This window comes from Streptomyces sp. NPDC090741, assembly GCF_044769045.1.
Classification (GTDB): Bacteria; Actinomycetota; Actinomycetes; order Streptomycetales; family Streptomycetaceae; genus Streptomyces.
In genome coordinates, this window is the sequence record NZ_JBIVXF010000018.1 from 61,113 (window position 1) to 85,194 (window position 24,082).

The 24,082-nt window shown below is 73.2% G+C and carries 21 protein-coding genes; 12 read left to right on the forward strand and 9 right to left on the reverse strand.

Features of this window, described 5'->3' with window-relative positions; all coding sequences use genetic code 11:
• The first annotated feature begins 153 nt into the window (after positions 1 to 153).
• Genes ACIQU4_RS35250 through ACIQU4_RS35275 form a run of 6 tightly spaced genes read left to right on the forward strand, consistent with a single transcriptional unit; the run spans position 154 to position 6,500 of the window.
• On the forward strand, positions 154 to 1,176 hold the full coding sequence (locus tag ACIQU4_RS35250; protein ID WP_403739690.1) for an agmatine/peptidylarginine deiminase: 1,023 nt from the start codon (positions 154 to 156) through the stop codon (positions 1,174 to 1,176).
• 27 nt (positions 1,177 to 1,203) lie between these two features.
• Positions 1,204 to 2,850: an ABC transporter substrate-binding protein gene (locus tag ACIQU4_RS35255; RefSeq protein WP_403739693.1), complete on the forward strand. Its 1,647-nt coding sequence runs from the start codon at positions 1,204 to 1,206 to the stop codon at positions 2,848 to 2,850.
• On the forward strand, positions 2,847 to 3,806 hold the full coding sequence (locus ACIQU4_RS35260; RefSeq protein WP_403739695.1) for an ABC transporter permease: 960 nt from the start codon (positions 2,847 to 2,849) through the stop codon (positions 3,804 to 3,806). Before ACIQU4_RS35255 ends, ACIQU4_RS35260 begins: the two co-directional genes overlap by 4 nt.
• Positions 3,803 to 4,660 (forward strand): ABC transporter permease, encoded by an 858-nt coding sequence (locus tag ACIQU4_RS35265; protein ID WP_403739698.1) that lies wholly within the window; start codon positions 3,803 to 3,805, stop codon positions 4,658 to 4,660. The genes ACIQU4_RS35260 and ACIQU4_RS35265 overlap by 4 nt, the downstream gene beginning before the upstream one ends.
• On the forward strand, positions 4,657 to 5,706 hold the full coding sequence (locus ACIQU4_RS35270) for an ABC transporter ATP-binding protein (protein ID WP_403739701.1): 1,050 nt from the start codon (positions 4,657 to 4,659) through the stop codon (positions 5,704 to 5,706). The genes ACIQU4_RS35265 and ACIQU4_RS35270 overlap by 4 nt, the downstream gene beginning before the upstream one ends.
• Positions 5,703 to 6,500: an ABC transporter ATP-binding protein gene (locus tag ACIQU4_RS35275; RefSeq protein ID WP_403739704.1), complete on the forward strand. Its 798-nt coding sequence runs from the start codon at positions 5,703 to 5,705 to the stop codon at positions 6,498 to 6,500. Before ACIQU4_RS35270 ends, ACIQU4_RS35275 begins: the two co-directional genes overlap by 4 nt.
• A gap of 21 nt (positions 6,501 to 6,521) precedes the next feature.
• Here ACIQU4_RS35275 and ACIQU4_RS35280 read toward each other — a convergent pair whose 3' ends face one another.
• Positions 6,522 to 7,145 carry a TetR/AcrR family transcriptional regulator gene (locus ACIQU4_RS35280; RefSeq protein WP_403739707.1) on the reverse strand — a complete coding sequence of 208 codons (624 nt, stop codon included), beginning with the start codon at positions 7,143 to 7,145 and terminating at the stop codon, positions 6,522 to 6,524.
• A gap of 175 nt (positions 7,146 to 7,320) precedes the next feature.
• On the opposite strand from ACIQU4_RS35280, the gene ACIQU4_RS35285 reads away from it, so the two are divergent.
• A complete protein-coding gene (locus ACIQU4_RS35285) occupies positions 7,321 to 8,499 on the forward strand; it encodes an agmatine/peptidylarginine deiminase (protein ID WP_403739710.1) in 1,179 nt (392 codons plus the stop codon).
• A 117-nt stretch (positions 8,500 to 8,616) separates the two neighbouring features.
• Here ACIQU4_RS35285 and ACIQU4_RS35290 read toward each other — a convergent pair whose 3' ends face one another.
• Complete coding sequence (locus ACIQU4_RS35290) at positions 8,617 to 9,807, reverse strand: acyl-CoA dehydrogenase family protein (RefSeq protein ID WP_403740038.1); 1,191 nt, start codon at positions 9,805 to 9,807, stop codon at positions 8,617 to 8,619.
• Between the two features lie 182 nt (positions 9,808 to 9,989).
• On the opposite strand from ACIQU4_RS35290, the gene ACIQU4_RS35295 reads away from it, so the two are divergent.
• Positions 9,990 to 10,799: a hypothetical protein gene (locus ACIQU4_RS35295; protein ID WP_403739713.1), complete on the forward strand. Its 810-nt coding sequence runs from the start codon at positions 9,990 to 9,992 to the stop codon at positions 10,797 to 10,799.
• 33 nt (positions 10,800 to 10,832) lie between these two features.
• Here ACIQU4_RS35295 and ACIQU4_RS35300 read toward each other — a convergent pair whose 3' ends face one another.
• Entirely contained in the window at positions 10,833 to 11,669 is an 837-nt protein-coding gene (locus ACIQU4_RS35300) for a ketose-bisphosphate aldolase (protein ID WP_403739715.1), read from the reverse strand.
• On the reverse strand, positions 11,666 to 12,568 hold the full coding sequence (locus tag ACIQU4_RS35305; RefSeq protein ID WP_403739718.1) for an SIS domain-containing protein: 903 nt from the start codon (positions 12,566 to 12,568) through the stop codon (positions 11,666 to 11,668). Before ACIQU4_RS35305 ends, ACIQU4_RS35300 begins: the two co-directional genes overlap by 4 nt.
• A gap of 149 nt (positions 12,569 to 12,717) precedes the next feature.
• Here ACIQU4_RS35305 and ACIQU4_RS35310 point away from each other — a divergent pair, with 149 nt between their 5' ends.
• Positions 12,718 to 13,497 carry a DeoR/GlpR family DNA-binding transcription regulator gene (locus tag ACIQU4_RS35310; RefSeq protein ID WP_403739721.1) on the forward strand — a complete coding sequence of 260 codons (780 nt, stop codon included), beginning with the start codon at positions 12,718 to 12,720 and terminating at the stop codon, positions 13,495 to 13,497.
• Positions 13,498 to 13,542: 45 nt separating this feature from the next.
• Here ACIQU4_RS35310 and ACIQU4_RS35315 read toward each other — a convergent pair whose 3' ends face one another.
• The 3 genes from ACIQU4_RS35315 to tdh form a co-directional block, all read right to left on the reverse strand.
• Positions 13,543 to 14,457 (reverse strand): LysR substrate-binding domain-containing protein, encoded by a 915-nt coding sequence (locus ACIQU4_RS35315; protein WP_385577171.1) that lies wholly within the window; start codon positions 14,455 to 14,457, stop codon positions 13,543 to 13,545.
• A gap of 41 nt (positions 14,458 to 14,498) precedes the next feature.
• The gene (locus tag ACIQU4_RS35320) at positions 14,499 to 15,707 is read right to left on the reverse strand and encodes a glycine C-acetyltransferase (RefSeq protein WP_403739725.1); all 1,209 of its coding nucleotides are present in this window, start codon (positions 15,705 to 15,707) and stop codon (positions 14,499 to 14,501) included.
• 158 nt (positions 15,708 to 15,865) lie between these two features.
• Positions 15,866 to 16,894 carry an L-threonine 3-dehydrogenase gene (tdh, locus tag ACIQU4_RS35325; RefSeq protein WP_403739727.1) on the reverse strand — a complete coding sequence of 343 codons (1,029 nt, stop codon included), beginning with the start codon at positions 16,892 to 16,894 and terminating at the stop codon, positions 15,866 to 15,868.
• 215 nt (positions 16,895 to 17,109) lie between these two features.
• Between tdh and ACIQU4_RS35330 the strand changes: the two genes are divergently transcribed.
• Positions 17,110 to 18,018 (forward strand): alpha/beta hydrolase fold domain-containing protein, encoded by a 909-nt coding sequence (locus tag ACIQU4_RS35330; RefSeq protein ID WP_403739730.1) that lies wholly within the window; start codon positions 17,110 to 17,112, stop codon positions 18,016 to 18,018.
• Between the two features lie 54 nt (positions 18,019 to 18,072).
• Here ACIQU4_RS35330 and ACIQU4_RS35335 read toward each other — a convergent pair whose 3' ends face one another.
• Positions 18,073 to 18,999 (reverse strand): class I SAM-dependent methyltransferase, encoded by a 927-nt coding sequence (locus ACIQU4_RS35335; RefSeq protein ID WP_403739733.1) that lies wholly within the window; start codon positions 18,997 to 18,999, stop codon positions 18,073 to 18,075.
• 107 nt (positions 19,000 to 19,106) lie between these two features.
• On the reverse strand, positions 19,107 to 20,039 hold the full coding sequence (locus tag ACIQU4_RS35340; protein ID WP_403739736.1) for a LysR family transcriptional regulator: 933 nt from the start codon (positions 20,037 to 20,039) through the stop codon (positions 19,107 to 19,109).
• A 63-nt stretch (positions 20,040 to 20,102) separates the two neighbouring features.
• Between ACIQU4_RS35340 and ACIQU4_RS35345 the strand changes: the two genes are divergently transcribed.
• Complete coding sequence (locus ACIQU4_RS35345) at positions 20,103 to 21,674, forward strand: MFS transporter (RefSeq protein ID WP_403739739.1); 1,572 nt, start codon at positions 20,103 to 20,105, stop codon at positions 21,672 to 21,674.
• A gap of 28 nt (positions 21,675 to 21,702) precedes the next feature.
• Positions 21,703 to 23,889: a SpoIIE family protein phosphatase gene (locus tag ACIQU4_RS35350; RefSeq protein WP_403739742.1), complete on the forward strand. Its 2,187-nt coding sequence runs from the start codon at positions 21,703 to 21,705 to the stop codon at positions 23,887 to 23,889.
• Positions 23,890 to 24,082 lie beyond the last annotated feature (193 nt).

Below are 24,082 nucleotides of genomic sequence, written 5' to 3' on the forward strand. Positions count from 1 at the left end.
ACTGCTTGGCCGGAACCATTGACTGAATTTTCAGTACGGAGGAAGATGCGGTCCACCGGCGAGCCACCACCCAGCCGCCCCTCCCCTCACCTCCTCCCTACCGCAGGCGCAGTCCCCCTTCCACACTGACTGAATATTCACGCAGGAGTGATCATGACGGATTTCCGGATGCCGGCCGAGTGGACCGAGCACGAGGGCTGCCTGATGGCCTGGCCCACGCGTCAGGAGCTGTGGGGCGAGGTCTTCGACGAGGTGAAGGCGGAGTACGCGCAGGTCGCCGCCGCCATCGCGCAGTTCGAGCCGGTGACCATGGTGGCGCTGCCCGGCTCCGGCGCCGAGGCCCGTGAGCGGTGCGGTGAGGGCGTCACCGTCGTGGAACTGCCGCTGGACGACTCCTGGTTCCGGGACTCCGGGCCGATCTTCGTGCTCGGGCCCGACGGACGGCGTGCGGGCGTGGACTTCCGCTTCAACGCCTGGGGCGGCAAGCACCACCCGTACGACACCGACGACAAGATAGCGGCCGCCCTGCTGGAGCACCTCGGCGTGGAGCGCGTCGCCTCCCCGATGATCCTCGAAGGCGGCGCGATCACCGTCGACGGCGAGGGCACGCTGATCACCACCGAGCAGTGCCTGCTGCACCCCAACCGCAACCCGGGGATGAGCAAGGAGGAGATCGAGGCCGAGCTGATCGCCCGCCTCGGCGTCACCAAGGTGATCTGGCTGCCGTACGGCGGTCTGCTGGACACCGAGACGGACGGGCACGTGGACGGGGTCTGCGCGTTCGTCGCCCCCGGCAAGGTGGTCGTACAGCTGCCGAGCGACCCGGAGCACCCCGACCACGAGCGGATGCGTGTCAACCGCGCCGTCCTGGAGGAGGCCTCCGACGCCGCCGGGCGCCGGCTGGAGATCCTCGACCTGCCGCAGAGCACCTTCGTCGAGGTGGCCGGCCGTGAGACCGAGGTCGGCTACCTGAACTTCTACATCGCCAACGGCGGGGTCGTCGTCCCGGTCGCGGGCGTCCCCGAGGACGAGGGGGCGCTCGCCGTCATCGCGGCCGCGCTGCCCGGCCGCAAGGTCGTCGGCGTCCGCTCCCGCGTGATCGCGTACGGGGGCGGCGGCGTCCACTGCATCACCCAGCAGGTGCCGTCCCCGGTGCCCGTCGCCACCTCCCGCTGAGCGCCGAGCAAGGAAGAGAGAGCACCGATGCCGAGATCCCTTCCCCGGTCCGCCGCCCGCACCGCGGCCGCCCTCACCGCCCTCGCCGCCGTCTCGCTGGTCGCCGCCTGCTCCGGCCCGCCCAAGGACGGACCGGCCCCCGGGAGCGCCGCCTTCAAGCTCTCCGCGGGCACCCCGGCCGCCGCCGGCGAGCTGGACTCCTTCACCTGGGCCCTGTACGCCGAACCGCCCACGCTCGACTACATCGCCGCCTTCGACTACCCGCAGAACACCATCGTCTCCAACGTCTGCGAGAGCCTGATGCGGTGGACCCCGCAGCTCACCGTGGCTCCGGGCCTGGCCGAGAAGGCCGCCAACCCGGACCCGAACACCTGGGTCTACGACCTCCGCCCGGGCGTGAAGTTCCACGACGGCGGGGTGATGACCGCCGACGACGTGGTCTTCAGCCTCGGCCGGCAGCTCGACCCGGAGGGCGGATCGGCCTGGAACAGCAACTTCGCCAACGTCGAGTCGATCACCAAGACGGGCCCGCTCCAGGTCACGGTCAAGCTGAAGCAGCCGGATGCGCAGTTCCCCCAGTACATGGCGACCGCGGCCGGTGTCGTGGCCTCGAAGGCCGGTGTCGAGAAGGCGGGCAAGGACTACGGCACCTCGGGCAGCCTGGACTGCACCGGCCCCTTCAAGCTCGGCGCCTGGAACAAGGGCCAGTCCATCGAGCTCCAGCGCTTCGACGGCTACTGGGGCGCCAAGGCGAAATCGGCGAAGGCGGTCTTCACCTTCCTCACCGACCCGTCCGCCCGTACCAACGCGATGCTGAACGGCGAGGCCGACGGCGGGTACCTGATCCCCACGGAGAGCTACGACCGGCTGAGCGGGAGCGGGGTGGGCACGCTCTACTTCGGCGAGGGACTCAGCACCGTCAACGTCAACGTCACCAGCATGAAGGGGGCGCTCGGCGACGTACGGGTCCGCCGGGCCCTGTCCATGGCGCTGGACCGCCGGGGGTTCGTCAAGGCGGGCCTGGGCGGCGCGGGCACCGCCACCAACTCCCTCACCACCAAGGCGGTCTGGGCCGCGGCCCCCGAGGACGTCCGCAAGGCCGCCTTCGACGGGCTGCCGTCACCCGACCAGAACATCGAGCGGGCCAAGGCGCTGATCAAGGAGGCGGGCGCCACCGGCAAGACGGTGACCATCGCGACCAGCGCGATCGGCCAGGACGTATCGCTGCTGGCCACCGCGGTCCAGGCCGCCGGGAGCAGGATCGGGCTCGACGTCCAGCTGAAGACCATCGCCCCGAACGCCTTCACCGCCCTGTTCACCGACCCCCAGGCACGCGAGGGCCTGGACATGTTCCCCGAGACGTACTACGACTCCATCACCGATCCGATGGACCTGCTGAGCAACTTCCAGACCGGGGCGTTCCAGAACTACGCCGGGTACAGCGATCCCGCCTACGACGACCTCGTCACCAAGGCCCGGGCCGAGTACGACCCGGCCCGCCGGATGGCGACGGCCGCCCAGCTGCAGAAGAAGGCGGCCGACGAGGTCCTGTGGATCCCCGTGGCCGAGTGGCCGACGGCCGTCTTCCTGAACAAGCGGATCACCGGCGCGCCCACCACCATCTCGTACCTGTACTACCCGTGGGCCGCCGATGTCGGGGCGGCCGCGCGATGAACTTCCTGAGATTCGCCGTACGGCGGCTGGCCGAGATGGCAGCCACCCTGTTCGGCGCCTCGTTCGTCATCTTCGGCGCCATGTACCTGGCGCCCGGCAATCCGGCGGGCTTCCTGCTCGCCGGGCGGTCGGCCTCCCCGGAGGCGCTGCGGGCGATCAACGCGCAATACCACCTGGACGATCCGTTCGCGGTGCAGTACGTGCGCTGGCTCGGCCAGGTGGTGCAGGGCGACTTCGGGCGCTCGATCACGTACCGCACCGACGTGTCCCGGCTGCTGGCGGACCGGCTGCCCAGCACCCTGCTGCTGATCTCCATGGCGCTCGTACTGGTCCTCGCCGCCGGCCTGCTGCTGGGCTGGATCGGCGCGGTCCGCGGCGGCGCCGCCGATTCGACGATCCTCGTCACGACCACCTTCGCGATCGGCACCCCGTCGTTCGTGGCCGCGGTCCTGCTCCAGGGCCTGTTCGCGGTGAAACTGCACTGGTTCCCCACCGGGGGCACGGGCGCGGGCCCCGGCCAGATGCTGTGGCACCTGACGCTGCCCGCGGTCGCGCTGGCCCTCTACCTGATCGGGATGCTCGCCCGCGTCACCCGGGCCGCGATGCTCGAAGTCCTCGGCCAGGAGCACGTCACCGTCGCCCGCAGCCGCGGGGTCGCCGAACACCTGGTGGTCCGGCGGCACGTGTTCCGCAACGCCCTGGGCACCGTCCTCACGACGGGCGGGCTGATCGTCTCCACCCTGCTGGTCACCACCGTCCTGGTGGAGTCCGCGTTCAGCGTGGGCGGCATCGGCCAGCTCCTCGAACTGTCCACCACCACCAAGGACTTCCCCACGGTGCAGGCCATCTCCCTCATCATGGTCGCCCTGTTCATGACCGTGAACCTCTTCGTCGACCTGCTCCATCCGCTGGTCGACCCCCGGGTCGCCCTCGGCCCCCGGAAGCAGGCCGCATGAGCGCCACCGCCCTGCTGCGCCGGCCCGGGCTCGCCCGGATCCGGAGCTCCCGCGCACCCCTGTCCGTGCTCTGCCTGGGCTTCGTCGCCCTGGTCGTGCTCACCGCCCTGCTCGCCCCCTGGATCGCCCCGTACGATCCGAACGCCGTCGACCTGGGCAACGCCCTGGCCGGGCCGTCCGCGGAGCACCTCCTCGGGGTCGACGCCTCCGGCCGCGACACGCTGTCCCGGCTGGTCCTGGGCTCCCGTACCTCCCTGCTCGGCCCGCTCGGGGTGGTGGTCTTCTCCACCCTGGCCGGGGTCGCCATCGGGACGGCCGCGGCCTGGCGGGGCGGCTGGCTGGACTCCGTCCTGTCCCGCAGCACCGAACTCGTCTTCGCCTTTCCCGGCATGCTGCTGGCCATCCTGATCGTGTCGGTCTACGGGGAGGGGCTGCTGGCGCCGGTCATCGCGCTGGCGATCGCGTACCTCCCGTACGTCAGCCGGCTCACCCGCTCCCTCGTCCTCGCCGAGCGGATGCGCCCGTACGTGGAGGCCTACCGGGTACAGGGCCACTCCGGACTGCAGATCTGCCTGCGGCACGTCGTACCCGGGGTCGCCCCGGTCGTCCTCGCCCAGTCCACGATCAACTTCGGCTACGCCCTGATCGACCTGGCCGGCCTCTCCTTCCTCGGCCTGGGCGTACCCGCCCTGACGCCCGACTGGGGCCGCATGGTCTTCGACGGCAAGACCGCCATCCAGTCCGGGTACCCGCTCTCGGCGATCGTGCCGTGCGCGGCCATCGTCCTGACCGTGGTCGCCTTCAACGTCGTCGGCGAACGCCAGGCCGACAAGGTCGCCAGGAGGGACCGTTGAACACCCTTGAGATCCGGGCGCTGCGGCTGTTGCTGCCGGACAGTGCCAGGCCCGTCCTCGACGGCGTCGACCTCACCGTCGCCGCCCGGGAGACCGTGGCCCTGGTCGGCGAATCCGGCTCCGGCAAGACCCTCACCTCCCGCAGCGTGCTCGGCCTGCTGCCGGCGGGTGCGGTGGCGGAGGGGGCGGTGCGGGTCGTCGGCGACGACGTCCTGACGATGACCGCCCGGCAGCTGCGGCTCCTGCGGACGAGCACGGCGGCCATGATCTTCCAGGACCCCCGGGCCGCCATCAACCCGATGCGCCGCGTCGGCGACTTCCTCACCGAGAGCCTGCGCCTGAACGCCAGGATGAAGAAGGAGGCGGCGCAGGCGCGGGCGGTGCAGATGCTGGAGGCCGTCGGCCTCTCGGCGGCCGCGCTGCGGAAGTACCCGGGGCAGCTCTCCGGCGGCATGCTGCAACGGGTCATGATCGCGGCGGCGCTGATGGGCGACCCGGCGCTGATCCTCGCCGACGAACCCACCACCGCCCTGGACGTCACGACGCAGGCGGAGGTGGTCGCGCTCCTCGGCGAGCTGCGCGAGGGCTTCGGCACCGGGCTGCTGTTCGTCACCCACGACCTCGGGCTCGCCGCGGCCATCAGCGACCGGGTGTACGTGATGTACGCGGGCCGGATCGTGGAAACGGGCCCCGCCGAGGAGCTCTTCGCGCGGCCACGCCACCCGTACACGGCCGCGCTGCTCGATTCCACCCCGCGGCTGGACGCGCCGCGGGGGCGGCTCGCCGCGATCGAGGGCCGGCCTCCGAGCCTGCGCGAGGAGGTGGTGGGGTGCCCGTTCGCGGCGCGGTGCACGTACGCGACCGACCTGTGCGGCCGGGAGGCGCCGACCCTGCTTCCGCTCACGGAGGGCGTGGCGGGCGCTGCGCCTGTGGCGGGCTCCGCGGGGGCGGCTGGTCATCTTGCCTCGTGCCACCACAGTGACCGGGTCCGCGCCGCGTCGGCCGGGCAGGACCGGTCCCCCGCCCGAAAGGAGAGCCACCGATGAGGAAGACCGTGCTGGAGGCCGTCGGCCTGCACCGCGCGTACGGGCCCGTCCAGGCGGTGGACGACGTCTCGTTCCGGCTGGCCGAAGGCGGCTCGCTCGGCATCGTCGGTGAATCGGGCTCGGGGAAGACGACCACCGCCCGTATCGTCGTCGGTCTCGAACAGGCGGACGCCGGTCGGGTCCGTGTCCACGGCCGGGACCGGGGCGATCGGGTACGCGGCAGGGCGCAACGCCTCGCGCGGGCCCGGGAGGTGCAGATGGTCTTCCAGGACCCGTTCCTCTCCCTGGACCCGCGCACGACCGTGGGCGGGGCGCTCCGCGAAACCCTGCGGCTGCACTTCCCCGACGCCGACCACGGCCGGCGCATCACCGAGTTGCTCGACCAGGTGGGCCTGGGGGCACGGGAGGCGGACGCCCTGCCGCGGCAGCTGTCGGGCGGGCAGCGCCAGCGCGTCGCGATCGCCCGGGCGCTGGCGGTGGAGCCCGCCGTCCTGGTGCTCGACGAGGCGGTGGCCGCGCTGGACGTGTCCGTGCAGGCGCAGATCCTGAACCTGCTCGCCGACATCCGTGAACAGATGGGAATCGGCTACCTGTTCATCACCCACGACCTCGGCGTCGTGCGCTGTGTCACCGACGATGTGGTCGTCATGCGGCGCGGCCGGATCGTCGAGGCGGGCCCGACCGCGCAGGTCCTCGCCGCACCGGAGCACCCGTACACCCGGCTGCTGTTGGAGTCCGTTCCCCGGCCGGGCTGGGATCCGCAGGGCATCGCGGCGGCGCGGCGCGCGCTCTGAGGGGGGCGGGGGCGGCGCGGCTCAGGGGCGGCGTACGGCTGCCGCGGTGAGGCCCTCGACGAGGACGCGTACGGTCGCCTCGGGGTCGACGCGGGGGTCCAGGGACTGGAGGGCGGCGAGCCCGTCGGCGGCGGCGGCCAGCGCCGTTCCCGGCGGAACGGGGTCGAAGGCTCCGGCGTGCTCGTCCGCCAGCACCTGGAACAGCCGGACGAAGCACTCCCGCCAGCGCCGGTACTCCGCGTCCACCGCGGCCCGGACCCGGTCGTCGTTCAACGCGAACCAGTGGAGGGCGGAGTGCAGGCGTGAGAGGTCCGGGCCCTCGGGCTGCGTGAGCAGTCCGACGACGCGCTCGGCGCGCTCGGCGAAGGAGCCGGGGCGGTCGACGGCGGCTTCCATCGGGCCGATCCACTCGGGCCCGATGTCCGCCACCACGGCCACGATCAGGTCGGTGCGGTCCTGGAAGTGGTAGTGGCACATCCCGTGCGAGATCCCGCAGAGCGCGGCGACGTTGCGGGTGCTGAACCGGGCGAATCGCTCGCCGGCCAGCAGGGTACGGGCGGCGGCGATCAGCCGCGCGCGCGTCTGCTCGCCCTTGGCGGACGGCCGCCGCCCGCTCTCGCCTTGTGCTGCCAGTTCTGCTGCCACGGCGTCACTCTAACGACCCCGCGTCCACCGCACCGGAGGAACGATCAAGCACCTCCAACTCCCGTTTCATATAAGCAAGTTGACGCTGCACGAATTATTGACCGAGCGCTCGGTCAGTAATACGTTCCGGGCCAATCGGTGGAGCGATCCACCCCTGGCTGATCGGAGAACAGTGATGAACGATCACGCTTCACCCCAGGACCCGGCCGGCAGAACGCCACGGCGGAGCCTGGACAGGCGAGGCTTCCTGACGGCGGCAGGTCTCGCGGCCGCCGGCGCCGCACTGGCGGCCGCGGGCGGCGAGGCCTACGCGACCACCCGCCCCTCGGGGAGGACGGCAGCCGCCGGCGGGTTCACGGTCCCGCTCGACACCGTCCGGCACACCCGCACCTGGATGGCATGGCCGGACAGCTCGGCCATCTGGGGGCGGAAGCTGGCGGGCGTCCAGGCCGACATCGCGCTCATCGCGAAGACCGTCGCCAAGTACGAGCCGGTCGTCATGTGCGCCAATTCGGCGAGTGTCTCGAAGGCGAAGAGCGCCTGCGGACCGGCCGTCACGGTGATCGGCACGATACCCGTCGACGACTGCTGGATGCGCGACAGCGGACCGGTGTTCCGTACGAACGGCGCGGGCGGACTCGACACGGTCGGCCTGAACTTCAACGGCTGGGGCAACCAGCAGACCCACGCCAAGGACTCACTGGTCGCCGCACGGATCGCGGCCTACGTCGGGGTCCCGTTCACCACCGCCGCCTTCGTGGGCGAGGGCGGCGCGGTGGAGACGGACGGCGCCGGCACCCTCATGGCCACCCGCAGCAGCATCATCAACCCGGACCGCAACCCCGGCCTGACGCAGTCACAGATCGAGACGGCGATGTGCGGCGCCTTCGGCGCCTCCAAGGTGATCTGGTTCAAGGGCATCCTCGGCCGGGACATCACCGACGACCACGTCGACGCGACCTCCCGCTTCCCGGCCCCCGGCCAGGGGCTGGTCCAGATGCCGCTGTCGAGCGACACCGACCCCTGGTCGAACGACGCGCGCCAGCAGTACCAGATCCTCTCCACCTCCACCGGCGCCCAGGGCAACCCCATCTCGGTCACCAAGCTCCAGGGCCCCGACTACGACCTCATCCGGTCCACCGACCCGAACTTCGTGGGCGCGTACGCCAACTACTACGTGTGCAACGGGGCGGTCATCGCCCCCCAGTTCGGCGACACCCGCGCCGACGCCGGAGCCAAGTCCACCCTCCAGCGCCTCTTCCCGGGCCGCACGGTCGAGCAGCTCGACATCGACAGCCTCGGCGCGGGCGGCGGCGGCATCCACTGCGTCACCCAGCAGCAGCCCGCCCCGTAACCGCACCCACCACACCCACCTCACGGAATGCGCGAGCGCCCCGGTGAAGAGGTCCTTCACCGGGGCGCCGTCGCCGAGCAGGCCGCCCGGATGCCGGAGCACGGCTCGGATCAGCTTTCAGCGGCGGACTCGGGGCATGCCCAGGCCGATCCAGGAGATGATCTCGCGCTGGATCTCGTTGTTGCCGCCGCCGAAGGTGAAGATGACCGCGCTGCGGTAGCCGCGTTCGAGTTCTCCGTGCAGGACCGCGCCCGCGGAGCCGTCCTTGAGGGAGCCGGCCGCGCCGACGACCTCCATCAGCCAGGCGTACGCGTCCCTGCGGGCCTCGGAGCCGTACACCTTGACGGCGGAGGCGTCCTGCGGGGTCAGGGTGCCGTCCTGGACCGCGTTGACCATCTGCCAGTTGAGCAGCTTCATCGCGTCGAGGCGGACGTGGGTGCGGGCGAGGCGGCCGCGGACCCAGGAGAGGTCGATGACGCGGCGGCCGTCGGCGAGCTTGGTCTCCGCGGCCCAGCGCTGGACGTCGTGCAGGGCGCGGATCGCCATCGTGCCGTGGGCGGCGAGGGTGACGCGCTCGTGGTTGAGCTGGTTGGTGATCAGGCGCCAGCCCTTGTTCTCCTGGCCGACCCGGCGGCTCGCGGGGACCCGGATGTTCTCGTAGTAGCTGGCGGTGGTGTCGTGCGAGGCAAGGGTGTTGATCAGGGTGCAGGAGTAGCCGGGGTCGGCGGTCGGTACGAGGAGCATGGTGATGCCCTTGTGCGCGGGGGCGTCCGGGTCGGTGCGGACCGCGAGCCAGACCCAGTCGGCGGTGTCCCCGTTCGTGGTCCAGATCTTCTGCCCGTTGACCACGTACGTGCCGGTCTCCTCGTCGCCCTCGCGGACCGCCTTGCACTTGAGGGCGGCGAGGTCCGTACCGGCGTCCGGCTCGCTGTAGCCGATGGCGAAGTCGATCTCGCCGGAGAGGATGCGCGGGAGGAAGTACGACTTCTGCTCGTCGGTGCCGAACTGCATGATCGTGGGGCCGACGGTGTTGAGCGCCATCAGCGGCAGCGGTACGACGGCCTGCGCGGCCTCGTCGAAGAAGATGAACTGGTCCATGGGCGACATCCCGCGGCCGCCGTACTCCTTGGGCCAGCCGACCCCGAGCCAGCCGTCGGCTCCGAGCTTGCGGATCGTCTCCCGGTAGAAGCGCTTCTGGGCGGCGGGGTCCTCGTAGCGGGCGTAGACGTCCTCCGGCACCAGCTCGGCGAAGTAGGCGCGCAGCTCGGTGCGCAACTGCAGCTGCTCAGGCGTGTATTCGAGGTGCACGGCCCCTCCGGGTGTCTCGCGGTCCAGCCGGTCGCTGTGGTGGCGGCGCACAGAGTAGAACGTGTTCCAAGAAGGGGGAAGGACTCGCGGGCCGCCGTTTCCGCCGATCGGCCCTACGGGCGACGGTCCGTGACCGACAATGGGCCTGCGGGGCGCGGGAGTTCGAGGATCCGGGGGGACACGTGGACGAGCAGGCCTGGGAGCGGGAATTCGCCGGGCGGGACCGGCTGCCGGAGCACCGGGACGGGATGCCGGAGCGCCGGGATCTGCCGGGAGACCAGGACCGGATGCCGGGGCGTCAGGACCGGTTGCCCGCCGGCCGGTCCGAGGGCTCCGGGGGCGTGACCCAGATCCACGAGCCGGGAGCGCTGCCCGTCGACCCCGAGGCCCCCGACCGCCTGCGCTCGTGGGAGCTGCTGCCGGACGACGTACGGGCCAAGGCGCTCGAGAAGGCCGGCCGGTCCCTGGTGTGGTGGGCCCAGGTCTACTCCGACGGCGCGCCGTTCGCGCTCGTGTTGGGAGACCGGGGTCTGTGCCGGGTCCAGCCGGTGTACCGGGACGGCAGGGCGCGGGAGCACCGGGGTGAGCGGGTCCGGGTGGAGCCCGGCTCGCTGCGGACCCGTTCCTTCGACGTACGTCCGCCGCAGGTGGCCGGCGGCCCGGCCGCGGCGCCCGGCCGTCCCGGCGCGCCGGTGGAACGGCTGGTCCTGGACCCGCCGGAGGCGCAGGGGGTGCTCGGGCACTTCCCCCTCGACGTGCAGGACTTCCTCCAGCGGCCCTTCCTGGCCGGCCGGCGGACCGTCACGGCCGAGTGGTACTACGAGGAGACCGCAGAGCCCACGCACACCGGTCTGCTCGTCCTCCTGTGCCTGTCCACCGACCGCCACGTCACCGCGATCGAGGCCCGGCGCACCCTGGAGCGGGGGGCGACACCGGACCGGGCCCGCTGGCACACCCTCACGTGCCACGAGGCCCGGCTCGTCCCCCGCTGACCGACCCCCGCGCCGGACCGCCCCGCCCCGCCGTCAGTTCAGCGCCGTGATCATCGCCGCGGCCGTCGCCGCCATCGCCGTACGGGCCGCCGTCAGGTAGGGCCGCGGGTCCGCCGGGGTCAGGTGGGTGCGGATCGCCTCCGTCATGGCCAGGTTCAGCGCGGTGCCGATGTTGACCTTGCGGATGCCGCCCGCCACCGCCGCCGCGAGTTCCGCGTCCGGCAGCCCCGAGGAGCCGTGCAGCACCAGCGGCACGTCCACGGTCTTGGCCAGGCGCGCCAGCAGCGCGTGGTCCAGCTCGGCGGTGCGGCTGGTCATCGCGTGGCTGCTGCCGATCGCGACGGCCAGTGCGTCGACACCCGAGTCGGCCACGAACCGCCGGGCCTCGTCCGGATCGGTACGGGCGCCCGGCGCGTGCGGGTCCAGCGGCGCTGCGCCGTTCTTCCCGCCCACCTCGCCCAGCTCGGCCTCGACCCACAGTCCGTTGGCGTGCGCCCAGTCGGCCGCGGAGCGGGTGGCCTCCAGGTTCTCCGCGCACGGGAGCTGCGCGGCGTCGTACATCACCGAGCTGAACCCGGCGTCCGCGGCCTGCCGGAGCAGGTCGGGGCTCTTGACGTGGTCCAGGTGCAGGCCGACCGGGACCCCGGCGGCCTCCGCGCACGCGGCGGCGGCGCGCGTGATCGGCAGCAGCTGCCCGCCGCGGAACTTCACGGCGTTCTCGCTGAGTTGGAGGATGACGGGCAGACCCGCCCGCTCCGCCCCGGCGACGACGGCCTCGGCGTGCTCCAGCGTGATGATGTTGAACGCGGCGACGGCGCGGCCCGCGGCGGCCGCGTCGAGGACGAGCGTCCCGGCGGAGACGAGGCTCATCGGACCGCCTCCTCACCGGCGGTGAGGATCACCGAGCGGGTCAGGTTCCGCGGCCGGTCCGGATCGAGGTCCTGGTGGGCCGCCACGGCGAGCGCCAGCCGGTGGATCCGTACCAGCTCGGCGAGCGGGTCGAGCCGGCCGGCCACCCACTGGCCGCCGGTGGCCCGCACCTGATCGGCGAGCCCCTCGGGGGCCTCGCCGAGCGACCAGGTGAGGGTGCCGGGCCCGGTGACGCTGATCGGGCCGTGCCGGTATTCCATCGCCGGATACGACTCGGACCAGGAGAGGGAGGCCTCGCGCATCTTCAGCGCGGCCTCGTGCGCGAGGCCCACGCTCCAGCCGCGGCCGAGGAAGGTGAACTGCCCGCGGCTCGCCGCCTGTTCGGGCAGCGGTTCGGCGAGCGCGGTCCGGGCGTCGGCGACGGCGGCGGGGGTGTGCTGGCCGAAGTGGGCGCGCAGCAGGGTCAGGGCGGTGGTCGCGAAGCGGGTCTGCACGACGGACTGCTCGTCGGCGAAGTCGAGGACGACTAGCTCGTCGGCGAGGGTCATCACCGGGGTCGCCGGGTCCCCGATGACGGCGGTGGTACGCACTCCGGTGTCCCGCAGCCCGGCCAGCAGGTCGAGCACCTCGGTGGTGGTGCCGGAGCGGGTGAGCGCGATGACCCGGTCGTAGCGGCGGTGCAGGGGGTACTCCGAGGCCGGGAAGGCGTCGGTCTCCCCCTGCCCCACCTCCTCGCGCAGGGCTGCGGCCGCCTGGGCCATGTAGTACGAGGTCCCGCACCCGACGATCGCGGTACGCTCCCCCGGCTGCGGCAGCAATGCCCGGTGGGCCGGGGCCAGTTCGGCGGCCCGCTCCCAGCACTCGGGCTGCGTGCCCAACTCGTACGCGACGTGGCTCATGGCGGCTCCCTGGCGTGGTGGGTGCAGTTTCCTGCAAGGTAGCGGCCCATTTCACGCAACTTCAAGCACCTGGGGGGTTGATCTCCTGAGTTAATGTCGACGCGTAGGCCGTTGGAGCACACCCGAGGGGGTCGATCGCCGTGGGGTCCATGACCCGCAAGGAGCGCTGGCAGACGCTGCTGGACCTGCTGGTGGAGCGGGGCGAGCTGGAGGTCGAGCCGACGGCGGAGGCCCTCGGCGTGTCCGCCGCGACCATCCGCCGTGACCTCGACCAGCTGGCCGAGCAGCAGCTGCTGGTGCGCACGCGCGGCGGGGCGGTGGTGCACGGCGTCTCGTACGAGCTCCCGCTGCGTTACCGCACCTCGCGTCGCGCGGCCGAGAAGCACCGGATCAGCGCGGCGGTGGCGGAGCTGATCACCCCGGGCGAGGTGATCGGCCTGACGGGCGGGACCACGACCACGGAGGTGGCCCGCGCCCTGGCCGGCCGCCCGGACCTCGCGGCGGGCACGCCGGCGCTGACGGTGGTGACCAACGCGCTCAACATCGCGGGCGAGCTCGTCATCAGACCCCAGTTCAAGATCGTCCTGACGGGCGGGGTCGCCCGCCCCCAGTCGTACGAGCTGACGGGCCCGCTGGCCCAGCAGGTCCTGGGCCAGCTGACGATGGACACGGCGGTGGTCGGCGTGGACGCGTTCGACCCGGCGGACGGTGCGGCGACCCGCCACGAGGACGAGGCGGCGATGAACCGCCTCCTGTGCGAACGGGCCCGCCGGGTGGTGATCGCGGCGGATTCCAGCAAACTCGGGGTCCGCGCCTTCGCCCGTATCTGCCCGACGCGGTCGGTGGACGTCCTGGTGACGGACACGGCCCTCCCGGACCGGGTGGCGGCACAGTTCGAGGCGGCGGGGGTGGAGGTCCGGAGGGTGTAGTCGACGCCGGGTCGACCCGACGCGCCCCGCCCCGGCCCCCGCCCCTCAGTGCGTCGGGAGTCTTCCCGCCTCCTCCGACAGGGCTGCCAGGATCGGGGCGATCAGGGGGTGGGATTCCGCGCCCCGGCGGGTCGCGGCGAAGACCCTCCGGGTGGGCGTCGCGCCCGATACCGGGCGGACCTGGACCTCCTTGAGGTCCATGCCGCGCAGCGCCGAGCGCGGGACCAGAGCCACCCCGGCCCCGGCGCCCACCAGGGCCGTCACGGCGCGGAAATCGTCCGAGGAGTGCACGAACCGGGGCTGGAAGCCGGCCAGTTCGCAGGCGAGCAGGGTCACGTCGTGGCACGGGTTCCCGGGGTACTGCCCCACCCAGTCCGCGCCGGAGAGCTCCGCCAGCGGGACCTCCGGGAGGTCGGCCAGGGCGTGCCCCGAGGGGAGCACCGCGTCGAAGGGCTCCGCGTACAGCGGGAGGACCGACAGGCGGCCGTCGTCGGCGCCCGGGGCGCCGCGGTACTCGACGGCCAGCGCGAGGTCGGCCGCGCCGTCGAGCAGCAGGGGCAGGCTCTGATCGCCTTCCGCGTCCCGTACGCGCAGCCGGATGCCCGGGTGCTCGCGGGCCAGTCGGGCGATCGCCGGGGCGAGGACCTCGGCGATGCCCGTCGCGAAGGCGGCCACCGTCACCTCGCCCGCCGCGCCTCCCGCGTAGGCCGCGAGCTCGGCTTCGGCGCGCTCCAGCTGGGCGAGGACCTCGTGCGCGTGCCCGAGCAGGATCTCGCCGGCCGCCGTCAGCCGTACGCCGCGACCGCTGCGGGTCAGCAGCGCGTGCCCGGTCTCCTGTTCCAGCGCCGCGAGCTGCTGGGAGACGGCGGAGGGGGTGAGGTACAGGGCTGCGGCCGCGGCGGTCACCGTACGGTGGTCCGCCACGGCCCGCAGGATGCGCAGCCGGCGGGGGTCGATCACCCCACCATTCTCGCAGGTGGAGCGCCCCGCCCGACCCGCGCTCAGGCCTCCGTGGCCGCCAGGGCCGCGCGGGCGTCCGCGAAGGCGGCCACCGCGCGTTCCACGTCCGCCGTCGAGTGGGCCGCCGAGAGCTGGACCCGGATGCGGGCCGCGCCCATCGGGACCACCGGGTAGGAGAAGCCGATCACGTACACGCCGCGCTCCAGCAGCAAGTCCGCCATCTTGGCCGCCTCCGCCGCGTCACCGATCATCACCGGGGCGATCGCGTGGTCGCCGGGGAGGATCTCGAAGCCGGCCTCGGTCATCTTCGTACGGAAGAGCCCGGTGTTGGCGGCGAGCCGCTCGCGCAGGTCGCCCGCCGACTCCAGCAGGTCCAGGACCTTCAGGGACGCGGCGGCGATGACCGGGGCGAGGGAGTTCGAGAAGAGGTACGGGCGCGAGCGCTGGCGCAGCAGCTCGACGATCTCGGCGCGGGCCGCGACGTAGCCGCCGGAGGCGCCGCCGAGGGCCTTGCCGAGGGTGCCGGTGATGATGTCGACGCGGTCCATGACCCCGTGCAGCTCCGGCGTACCGCGGCCGCCGGGGCCGACGAAGCCGACGGCGTGCGAGTCGTCGACCATGACCATGGCGTCGTAGCGCTCGGCCAGGTCGCAGATCTCGGCGAGCGGGGCGACGTAGCCGTCCATGGAGAAGACGCCGTCGGTGACGATCAGCTTGCGGCGCGCACCGCCCTCGGTGGCTTCCTTCAGGCGGGCTTCGAGTTCGGCCATGTCGCGGTTGGCGTACCGGAAGCGGCGGGCCTTGGACAGGCGGATGCCGTCGATGATCGAGGCGTGGTTGAGGGCGTCGGAGATCACCGCGTCCTCGGCTCCGAGCAGGGTCTCGAAGACGCCGCCGTTGGCGTCGAAGCAGGAGGAGTAGAGGATCGTGTCCTCCTGGCCGAGGAACGAGGACAGCCGCGCCTCCAGTTCCTTGTGCACCTCCTGCGTACCGCAGATGAAGCGGACCGAGGCCATGCCGTAGCCCCAGCGGTCCAGCGCGTCCTTCGCCGCGGCGACCACCTCGGGGTGGTCGGCCAGGCCCAGGTAGTTGTTGGCGCAGAAGTTGAGGACCTCGCCGGGGGCGCCGCCGGCGGTGACCGCCACGGCCGCGTTCTGAGGGGTGCCGATGACGCGCTCGGGCTTGTGCAGGCCCGCGGCGCGGATCTCGTCGAGGGTGGTGCGGAGGTCTTCGCGTACGGACTCGAACATGGGCTTCGGCTTCTCCTTGTGCGGCGGACGAAGGGGGCCGGGCCCCGCGGAGGGGGGAGGGTGGGCGGGGCCCGGCCGGAGGGAGATGGTTCGGTGGGACGGAGGCGCGGAGGAACGGAGGGCCGTTGCGCCCTCCGGTCCAGGGGCCGGAAGGGCCGTTACGCCGTCCAGTCCAGGATGATCTTGCCGCTGCGGGCGGTGGCCGCCTCGTCGAACGCGGCCTCGAAGTCCCGGTGCGAGTAGCGGCCGGTGATGACCGGGCTGAGGTCGAGCCCGCCCTCCAGCAGCACCGTCATCGCGTACCAGGTCTCGAACATCTCGCGGCCGTAGATGCCCTTGATCGTGATCATCGAGGTGACGACCTTCGCCCAGTCCACCGGGAACTCCTGCGCCGGCAGGCCCAGCATGGCGATCCGGCCGCCGTGCGTCATGTTGTCGATCATGTCGCGCATGGCCTCGGCGCGGCCGGACATCTCCAGGCCGATGTCGAAGCCCTCGCGCAGGCCCAGCTGCGCCTGCGCGTCGGCGATCGTCGACTTCGAGACGTCGAGCGCGAGCGTGGCGCCGGCCTTGCGGGCGATCTCCAGGCGCTCGGGGCTGACGTCGGTGATGACGACGTTGCGCGCACCGGCGTGCTTGGCCACGGCCGCCGCCATGATCCCGATCGGGCCCGCGCCCGTGATCAGTACGTCCTCGCCGACCAGCGGGAACGACAGCGCCGTGTGCACGGCGTTGCCGAACGGGTCGAAGATCGCCGCCACGTCCAGGTCCACGGCCGTCCGGTGCACCCACACGTTCTGCGCGGGCAGGACGACGTACTCGGCGAAGGCGCCGTCGCGCCCGACGCCGAGGCCGACCGTGCTGCGGCACAGGTGGCGGCGCCCGGCCAGGCAGTTGCGGCACTTGCCGCACACCAGGTGACCCTCGCCGCTGACCAGCGCGCCGATCTCGATGTCCCGGACGTCAGCGCCGAGCGCGGCGACTTCGCCCACGAACTCGTGGCCGAGCACGAGCGGGGTCTTGACCGCGCCCTGCGCCCAGCCGTCCCAGGAGCGGATGTGCAGGTCCGTGCCGCAGATGCCGGTGCGCAGCACCTTGATCAGCACGTCGCCGGAGCCGTACTCGGGCTCGGGGACGTCCATGAGCCACAGCCCGGGCTCGGCCTTGTGCTTGACGAGTGCCTTCATGGGGGTGGCTCCAGGCATGCGGAGGGGGCGTTGCAACCACTGGTGCGGGTGCGACGTATCGACAGGTACCAATCTGCCGAGCGCGGAGGTGATCAGTCCATCGAGGATTTCTTAAGCGGGTCGACAGCCCAGCTTCACGCCTATGCTCCTCACGTGAAGGGCTGTGGCCTGGGCAGGGGCCCGCGGTCGGGGCAGGGAATGGGGAGGTGAGGGGCGTGCCGAGTCTGCGCAGCAGGGCGCTGTCGGTCGCGCTGATCGCGGCGGGGCGGCGAAGACGGTTCGCGAGTGCCGAGGCGGTACGCGCACGCGTGGCGGAGACGGCCCGCCGGCCGGCGTCCCACTTGCCGCCGCGCTCGCTGGGCCGGGTCGCGGACGTCTCCCGCACCTTCGTCGGTGCCTGGCCGGTGTACGACGCCTCGCCGCGCGGGATCGAGCCCGCGGCCCAGGTGCTGTACGTGCACGGCGGCGGGTACATCAACGAGCTGGTCCGGCCGCACTGGTCGATGATCCGGACCCTGGTCACGGAGGCGCGGGCCCGCGTCGTCGTACCGGCGTACATACTTGCCCCGCGGGGGACCGCCGACCGGACGGTTCCGGTGGCCGCGGACCTGCTGAGCGGGCTGATCGCGAGCGGCGGAGCGGGCGGCACGGTGCTCATCGGGGACGCCGCGGGAGCCGGGCTGGCGCTGGCCGCCGCCCAGCGCCTGCGCGACCGTACGGGGGCCCAGCCCTCGCGGATCGTACTGATCTCGCCCTGGCTGGATCTGACCATGAGCCACCCCGACCAGGCGGCGATCGAGGCGGCCGACCCGCTCCAGGCCCGGTCGGGGCTGCTGGAGGCGGGCCGGCTGTACGCGGGCACCCTGGCCACCGACGACCCGCGGGTGAGCCCCCTGCACGGCTCCTTCGCGGGGCTGGCGCCGCTGACGGTGTTCACCGGCACCAGGGACGTGCTGACGACCGACAGCCGGGAGCTGTTGCGCCGGGCCCGCGCGGACGGGGTCGAGGTGGAGTTCAACGAGGAGCAGGGCCTGCCGCACGGGTACCCGTTGCTGCCGGTGCCGGAGGGGCGGGCGGCCCGGGACCGGATCGTGGAGCTGATCAGGTCCGCCGACGACGAGTGAGGCCGGGCGGGCGGGCCGACGGGCCGCCCGACGGGTGGGCCGGGGTGCGGGCCGTCATGCGGTACAGGTCATCAGCGAGCTGACCGGCCAGGCCCGGTAGGCGGTCCAGTACGCCTCGTCGCGCGCGCCGTCGGCGGGCGGGGTCCGGGTCGGCTGCCAGCCGACCGTGGAGAAGCCCGCCTCGACGGCGGCCTCGGCGAAGTCGGCGTGCGCCCACTCGCGGAACTCGAAGTCGGCCGGGGGCTGGGTCAGGAACTGCGCCTTCAGCAGCGGCGCGTCGCCTTCCTGGACGCGGTCGACGATCCGGACCCCGTAGGGCGACCAGTCGACGTTCGGGTACGCGCCGGCGTTCGGCACGATGGCCAGCAGCCGGCCCCCTTCGCGCAGGTTGGCGCGGATGGAGCGGAACATGGCGTGCAGGGCGGACCGGTCGCCGGCGTAGTTGAACAGGTACACGGCGGTGGCCAGGTCGAAGGGGCCCATCTGCGGCAGCTTGGCCGCGTCGGCGACCACGTATTCAATGGAGCCGGCTTCGATGGAGCCCGCTTCGATAGAGCCGGCTTCGATGGATGCAGCCGAGATGGACGCTGCCTCAGTGGACGCGGCCCCGATGGGCGCCGCCGTGCCGCCGCCCGTCCCGGTGTCCTCGTCCGCTCCCGAAGCCGCCGCGCCCACCGGACGTACCGCACCCACGGCGAGCTCCAGCGCGCCCACGCCGTTCCCGCCGATCACCCCGTGCGCACGGGCCAGCCGGATCATCTCCTCGGAGATGTCCACGCCGACGGCCCGCCGGGCCCCGCCGCGCGCCAGCAGCCGCGTGTTGTAGCCGTATCCGCAGGCCAGGTCGAGGGTGTCGAGCCCGCGCACCCCGCCGAGCGCGTCGAGCGCCCCGAGCAGGGTGTGGGTGTCGGCCGCCGCGAAGGCCGCCGTGGTCTTCGACTCCACGAAGCGCTCGCCGATGGTGTCGTACTGGAACCGCATGCTCTGCCTTCCGTGGCGGGGTGGGACGCGTGCGTATCGTTCCCCGGAGCGCGGCCGGCCAGGACCGGGTGCGGCGGCCCGTCCCCCGGACGGGGGTGGCGTTCGGGTCAGTGCGTACGGCGTACGGGGTGCCCGGCCACCGCCGGGAGCAGTTCGCGGGCGCAGTCCCGCAGCCAGGCGTGCGCCGGGTCGGCGTCGTGGCGCGGGTGCCAGGCGATGCCGAAGGGCAGTGTCGGCAGGTCGAGCGGCACCTCGAAGGCCTCCAGCCCCAGCTCGGTGGCGAGCGGCACGGCCTGAGTGGCGATCAGGCCGACGAGGTCGCTCTCGCGCAGCAGGAACAGGGAGGCGGGGTAGGAGCCGACGCTGCCCACCACCCGCCGGGACAGGCCCTGTCGGGCGAGGGCCGCGTCCACGGGGCCCTCCAGCCGGCCGCGACGGGAGACGATGAGGTGCTCGGCGGCCGCGAACCGGCGGGCGGTCATCCGGCCCTTCAGCAGCGGGTGGCCGGCCCGGGCCACACCCATCATGTGCTCGTCGAAGAGGTGCTCGACGCGCACCTCGGGGGACCGGCTGTCCACGACGCCGAGTTCGAGGTCGGCGATGCCCTCGCGCAGCGCCGGGGTGTCCACGTGGCTCTCCGACAGGAAGCGCAGCCGTACGCCCGGCGCCTCCCGGGCCACCCGGGAGAAGAGCGTGCCCCCGAAGGTCGCGGCGAAGGCATCGTGGGCCAGCACGGTGAAGGTACGGGTGAGGGTGGGCAGGTCGACCTGCCCGCCGCTCAGGAACAGGGCCCGGGCCCGTTCCACGACGGCCCGGACCTCGCCGTGGACGGCGAGGGCGTGCGGCGTGGGGACCATGCTCCGCCCGGCGCGCACGAGCACGGGGTCGCCGAGGGCCTTGCGGATCCGGCCGAGGGTGCGGCTCATGGCGGGCTCGGAGAGGTGCAGGCGGGCGGCCGCGCGGGACACGCTCGACTCCTCCAGGAGGACGTCCAGGGCGACGAGGAGATTGAGGTCCAGGCCGGATTGCGTCACACGCATTCATTCCTTGCAGAACTTGCACTGGAAAGCAGGTCACACCAACTCTACGGTGAGGCACAGGGGATGGCGCCGACCGCGTTCCCCTCCCCCACGCCACACCACACCCACGCCACACCACTTCACCGTCACCGACTCCGAGGAGGAGCCGTGCTCCGCCATGCCCTCAAGCGGGATGCCGCAGATCCCGAAGCAGATCCCGGCACAGGTCCGTCCGCCCCGGCGCCCGCCGCCCTCACCCGGCCCGCATTGCTCGTCCTGTGCGCCTGCGTGCTCGTCGCGCAGGCCATGGTCGCGGCCGTCAACCTGCTGATACCGCAGCTCGCCGCTTCCTCCCTGCACCCCACCCCCGGCCAGCTGGTCTGGGCGGTCGACGCCTACGTCATCGTGTTCGCCGCGCTGCTCATCCCGGCCGGCGCCCTCGGTGACCGGTACGGCCGCAAGGGCGCCCTGTTGGCCGGGCTCGGGCTGTTCGCCGCGGGCGCGGCGCTCAGCGCACTCGCCGCGGCCCCGGCGGTGCTCATCGCCGGGCGCGGCCTGTGCGGGGCCGGTGCGGCCCTGATCATGCCCGCCACCATGTCCGTACTGATCCACCTGAGCCCGCCCGAGCGCCGCGGCCAGGCGCTGGCGACCTGGACGCTGGCCGCCGGCCTCGGGGGCCTGGCGGGCAACGTGGGTGGCGGCCTGGCCGGGGAGTACCTGACCTGGCGGGCCCTGTTCTGGGCGGCCGTTCCGCTCGGCGCGCTGCTCGCGCTCGCCGTCGCCCGTACGGTCCCCCGCACGCCGGCCCGGTCCGACGCCTCCGTCGACCCGCTGGGCGCGCTCCTGCTGGCCGGGGCACTCCTCGCGGTCGTCTACGGGATCATCGAGGGGCCCTCGTACGGCTGGACCTCGGCGGCGGTGCTGATCGCCTTCGGGGCCGGCGCCGGGCTGCTCGCGGCCTTCACCGGCCACGCGCTGCGCGCCGCGCACCCGTTGCTGGACCCGCGGATCTTCGCCTCGCGCAAGCTGCGCGCCGGGTCGCTCGGCATCGGCGCCGCGTTCTTCGGGCTCTTCTCCCTCTTCTTCGTCAACGCCCAGTACCTCCAGTACGCGAAGGGCTTCTCGCCCGCTGTCGCCGGTCTGGCGATCGTCCCCCTGACCATCGGCATGGCCGTCGTGCCGAAGCTCGGCGCCCGGCTGGCGGAGCGGACGGGGCCGCGGCTGCCGGTCGGCGCCGGGCTGGGCCTGATCGGGGCCGGGCTGCTGCTGGTCTCCACCACCGACGCGGACACCCCGTACGCCCTGTACGCCTGCCACCTGCTCGTACTGTCGGTCGGGACCGGCCTGTGCGCGCCCTCGCTGACCCTGACCGTGGTCGCCGAGCTGCCCGCGCACCAGGCCGGGCTGAGCTCCGGGCTGAACACCGCGGCCCGGGAGATCGGCGCCGCGCTGGGGGTGGCGGTGGTGGGCACGGTGCTGGCCTCCCGGTTCCACGGCGATCCGCAGGATCCGGCGCAGGTCGGCGCCTTCACGGACGCGATGGGGGCCGCGCTGCGCACGGTCGCCTCGGTGCTGCTGCTGGCGGCGCTCGCGGTGGTGGCCGGCTACCGGAACGGCGCCGGTGCGGGGCGCGGCAGCCGGGAGACCGGGCGCTGACGCCCGGCCCCCGCCCGCCGGCGCCGGGATGCAGCGTCCGGCGTCAGGGGGGCATGCTGACTGTGTGACGGCGAGACCGGACAGCGGCCCCGCCACCGACGCCACGGTCCGGGTGCTCGCGCGGACCTGCGTCGATGCGGTGCAGGCCGTCGGCGGGTTTGCGGGCGGAATCTACCTGCGCTCCGGCGCAGAGGGCTCGCTGCTGCTGGCCGTGGTGACGGGGCTGCCGGTGCGGCTGTTCCGTCCGTGGTGGCGGATGCACGTGAACCGCCCGTACCCGGTCGCCGAGGCCTACCGCTCCGGACAGTCGGTGCACCTGCCCGACGCGGAAGTGGCCATGCGGCGCTTCCCGCAGCTGATGGCCGGGCTGCCGTTCCCCTTCGGCTCGCTGTACGAGCCCCTCATGGCCGGGTCCCAGCGGTTCGGGGTGCTGTTCGTCCTGCGCCCCGCCACCCCGGGGGCCTCGGTCAACGCGGCCGACCGGGAGCGGCTGCGTACCGCCGCGGACGGGCTGGCCGAGGGGCTCGCCGCGCTCAGCGCGGCCGGCGAACCGGTGCTCTGGACGGGCGACCCGGTCGGCGTGCCGCCACCGGACACCGCGCAGGGCGCCCACGAGGCCGTGGAGCGGCTGACCCTGGCCGTGCTCTCCATGAACCGAGAGGGCAGGATCCGCTACGTCAACCGTGCCGCCGCCGACCTGCTGGGGCTGGGCGCGCCGGAGCTGCATGGGCGGGTGCTGTGGCAGGCGGTGCCGTGGCTCGGGCAGCCGGCGTACGAGGACCACTTCCGCGGGGTGTTCATGTCCGGGGAGCCGGTGCGCTTCCCGGCCCGGCTTGGCCGGCAGCCGGACGCGGGCTGGGTGGAGGTGGACCTGTACCCGGGTGTGGACGGGGTGACCGTGACGATCGACGCGGCCGAGCCGCCCGCCTACGCGCCCGGATCGGTGGTCCGCCCGGGCGTGGGGCTGGGGCTGGGTTCGCCGGCCGACCGGGCCTCGGCGCTGTACCGGCCGGTGGCCCTCGCCATCGCGCTGACGGAGGCGGTCACGGCCCGCCAGGTGTCGGCGGTGGTCACGCAGGAGCTGCTGCCCGCGTTCGGCGGCCGCCAGCTGGCCATCTACCTGCTCAGCGAGCGGCATCTGCACCTGGCGTGGGAGACGGGCTTCCCGCAGGGTTTCCTGGACCGGTTCGACGGGGTGGCGCTGGATGTGCGGCTGCCCGGCGTGGAGACGCTGACCACGGGCCGGCCGATGTTCTTCGAGTCGATGGAGCATCTGGCCGCCGCCTATCCGGGGATCCCGCTGGACGCCCACGTCGGGGCCCGCGCGTTCCTGCCGCTGATCGCCTCGGGCCGGCCGGTGGGCTCCTGCATCCTCGGCTTCGACGCGCCGCGCGGGTTCGGCCCGGAGGAGCGTACGGTGCTGACCGCGCTGGCCGGGCTGATCGCGCAGGCCCTGGAGCGGGCGCAGCGCTACGACACCGAGGCGGCGCTGGCCCGCGGACTGCAGGCGGCGCTGCTGCCGCACCGGCTGCCGGTGCACGAGAACGTGGAGACCGTCGCCCGGTACCTGCCCGGCACCCAGGGCATGGACGTGGGCGGCGACTGGTACGACGTGATCGAGACGATCGACGGCCTGCTGGCGCTGGTCATCGGGGACGTGCAGGGCCACGGGGTGGCGGCCGCCGCCACGATGGGCCAACTGCGCAGCGCCGTACGGGCCTTCACGCTGGCCGGCAGTGCGCCGGACCAGGTGGTGGCGGGCACCAACCGGCTGCTGATCGATCTCGACCCGGGCCAGTTCGCGAGCTGCTGCTACGTGCTGCTCGACCCGGTGTCGGGCCGGACGCGGGCCGCCCGGGCCGGGCACCCGCAGCCGCTGCTGCGGCACCCGGACGGGCGGGCCGAGGTGCTGGACCTGCCGGGCGGGGTGGTGCTCGGCATCGACGCCGGTGCCACGTACCCGGTGACGGACCTGCGGCTGGCGCCGGGCTCGGTGCTCGCCCTGTACACGGACGGGCTGGTGGAGGAGGCGGGCACGGACATCGACGTCGGCGTGGAGCGGCTGCGGGCGGCGCTGGCCGCGGCCGGGCCGTCGCCGCTGACCGAGATGGCCGACCGGCTGATCGGCGGGGCGGGGGGCTCCGCGGACCGGCCGGACGACATCGCCCTGCTGCTGGCCTGGCGTACGGGCGGCCGGGCCGCCGCGAGCAGCTGAACCGGAGCGACCCGGAAGCGACCCCGGAGCGACCCGGAGCCCCCACCCGGGTGCCCACTCCGTGGGCAGGTGGTGTCGCCCCGGGCACATGTCGGCAAAGCGGAAGAAAATTTGCCCGCCCCCCGCTGCGGTTCCCGCACCCGCACTCCGTGCAGCGTTTACGCGGTCTTAACGCTGCCGTAGGGCCACCGCC